General features: G+C 68.1%; 2 protein-coding genes and 1 pseudogene. All 3 read right to left on the reverse strand.

All coding sequences use genetic code 11. The annotated features are described in order from the left end of the window. A pseudogene (locus ACH13J_RS18195) lies at window positions 1-816 on the reverse strand (organoarsenical effux MFS transporter ArsJ); the annotation flags it as partial. A gap of 59 nt (window positions 817-875) precedes the next feature. Further along, window positions 876-1,874, reverse strand: a complete 999-nt coding sequence (locus ACH13J_RS18200) for an ArsJ-associated glyceraldehyde-3-phosphate dehydrogenase (protein ID WP_397544759.1) — start codon at window positions 1,872-1,874, stop codon at window positions 876-878. Further along, complete coding sequence (locus ACH13J_RS18205; RefSeq protein ID WP_397544760.1) at window positions 1,871-2,716, reverse strand: arsenate reductase/protein-tyrosine-phosphatase family protein; 846 nt, start codon at window positions 2,714-2,716, stop codon at window positions 1,871-1,873. The genes ACH13J_RS18200 and ACH13J_RS18205 overlap by 4 nt, the downstream gene beginning before the upstream one ends. Between the last annotated feature and the right edge of the window lie 131 nt (window positions 2,717-2,847).

The following is a 2,847-nucleotide window of genomic DNA, read 5'->3' on the forward strand; positions in this document are numbered from 1 at the left end:
CAGCTCGCTCTCGGGCCGGTCGGCGGCGCGCAGCAGGCGCGGCGCGGCGGCCTGCACCGCGCCGTAAAGGATGATCCAGACCGCCATGAACCCGCCCACCATGAAGAAGGCGGCGCGGTTGCCGGCCTCGGACCCGTCCGACAGCACGGCGTAAAAATAGACCGGGATGCCCACCACGAACCACACGTCACGCGCGCCGAACAGGAACACGCGCGCCGCGCTGAGCCAGTTGATGTTGGCGGATTTCGAGACGACCTCGGAGAACTTCACGCCCTTGCGGCCCGTGGGCAGGCCCGGCGGCATGGCCAGTGCCACGGCGGCAAGGATCGCCGCCAGCACCGCGGCCATGCCCAGCACAGCCCACGTGAAGCCCGCCATGGCCAGCAGCGCCGCCCCCAGCAGGAAGCCCATGCCCTTGACCGCGTTCTTGGAGCCGGTAAGCACCGCGACCCAGCGGAAAAGACCGGCGTGTCCGCTGGGTGCCAGCAGCTTGACGGCGGATTTCGAGGACATCTTGGCCAGATCCTTGGCCACGCCCGAGGCGCCCTGCACCACCATGACATAGGCCACCGACAGCCCCACCGCCCAGCCGGGATCGAGCTGGGCCAGCGCGATCAGCGCGGCCACCTGCAGCCCCAGCCCGGCATAGAGCGTCGAGGTCAGCCCGAAGCGTGCCGCGATCCAGCCCGCCGAGAGGTTGGTGACCATGCCCGCCACCTCGTAGAGCACGAAGAGCCACGCCAGCTGCACCGGGGTGAAGCCAAGCGTATGGAAATGCAGCAGCACCAGCATCCGCAGCGCGCCGTCGGTCAGCATGAAGGCCCAGTAGGCGGCGGTGACGGCGATGTAGGCCGACACCCCCTCGGCCCGCCGGGTCACGAGGCGCTCCCCACCATCAGCGCCACGTCGGCGAGGCGGTGGGCATAGCCCACCTCGTTGTCATACCACGCGTAAACCTTCACCTGCGTGCCACCTACCACCATGGTGGATGGCGCGTCGATGATGGCAGAGCGCGTGTCGCCCTCGTAATCGGCGGAGACAAGCGGGCGGTCCTCGTAGCCCAGGATACCGGCCAGATCGCCCTTGGCCGCCGCCGCGAACAGGGCGTTGACCTCTTCCACGCTGGTTTCCCGCGTCACCTCGAACACGCAGTCGGTGAGCGAGGCGTTGAGCAGCGGCACCCGCACCGCGTGGCCGTTCAGCCTGCCCGCGAGATCGGGGTAGATCAGCGTGATCGCAGTGGCACTGCCGGTGGTGGTGGGGATCAGGCTGTTGAGGGCAGAGCGCGCGCGGCGCAGGTCCTTGGCCGGGCGGTCCACGATGGTCTGGGTATTGGTCACGTCGTGGATCGTGGTCATGGAGCCGTGGCGGATACCCAGGTTCTCGTGGATGACCTTGACCACGGGCGCGAGGCAGTTCGTGGTGCAACTCGCCGCCGTCACGATGCGGTGGCGGGCGGGGTCGTAGATGTCGTGGTTGACGCCGTAGACGATGTTGGCGGCGTCGCCATCCTTGACAGGGGCGGACACCACGACCCGGCGCACGCCCGCGTCGAAGTAAGGGGCGAGCGCTGTCTCGCTCTTGAAGACGCCGGTGCAGTCGATCACCACGTCGACGCCGTCGAGTGGCAGATCCTCGATCCGGCCCGTGCCGATGAAAGGCAGGCGGGTGCCGTCGACGGTCACGCTGTCCGCGTCATGGGAAAACGCGGCGTCCCACCGCCCGTGCACCGTGTCGAATTCCAGCAGGTGGGCGTGCATGGCCGCGTCGCCCACGGCGTCGTTGATCCAGGCGATCGTTGCGCCGCGCTCCAGCAGCGGGCGCAGCGCCAGCTTGCCCACGCGGCCCAGGCCGTTGATGGCGTAGGTGGTCATGCGGATGGCTCCTTGTCGCGGGTTGCGATGTCGTCCACGGCGGCCTGCAGCGCAACGCGGTCCAGCATCCCGACGTCGAGCGCGCTGAATGCGGAAATGCGGTTTTTCAACAGGCCATAGGCCTGCTGGAAGGCGAGGCTTTTCTGCGCCTCCGTTCCGGTTTCCTTTACCGGGTCGGGCACGCCCCAGTGGCCGGTGATCGGCTGGCCGGGCCATGGCGGGCAGTGCTCGTTCGCCGCCCGGTCGCAGACGGTGAAGACGAAATCCATCGCAGGGGCGTCCGGGCCCTGGAATTCGCTGATGTTCTTGGCCCTCAGCGGGGTGGTGTCATGGCCCTTGGCCCCGAGAACCGCGAGCGCGAAGGGATTGAGTTCCGAATAGGGTTGCGTCCCGGCGGAATGGGCGACGAAGCGGCCGCCGGCCATGTCGCGCAGGATCGACTCGGCAAAGATCGACCGGGCCGAGTTGCCTGTGCAGATGAACAGCACGTTGTATTTCCTGTCGGACATGGACGTGTCTCCGGCAGTGGGGGAGGGCAGGGAAGGCGGACAGAGATCGGGCCGCCCCCGGCAGCAATCCGCGAACAGGAAGTCGATGATCGCCCGCGCCGCCGCGGTTTCGGCGCGGTAGCGCAGCGAGGTGCCCGCCCGGTGTTGGCTGACCAGCCCGGCCTGCGCCAGCGCGGAGAGGTAGACAGAAAGGGTCGAGGGCTTGATGTCCAGCGCGCGCCCGATCTCGCCGGCGGGAACCGCGTCGGGCAGCCGCCGTATCAACAGGCGGAACACGGCCATGCGGCCGGAATGACCGAGTACGGTGAGGCGATTGAGGGTTTCTGATTCCATATTTCATGAATATCAGAAATAACGTGGAGGGCAACCGCCTCGAAGCCGCGCCCGGACGGCCGGGCGCGGCAGTCGCGGGGGATGTCCGTATCACCGGCGCGGCCCGCGCCGAAATGGACGACACCGCCTAC

The organism is Roseovarius salis (genome assembly GCF_044472985.1).
GTDB classification, from domain to species: Bacteria; Pseudomonadota; Alphaproteobacteria; order Rhodobacterales; family Rhodobacteraceae; genus Roseovarius; species Roseovarius salis.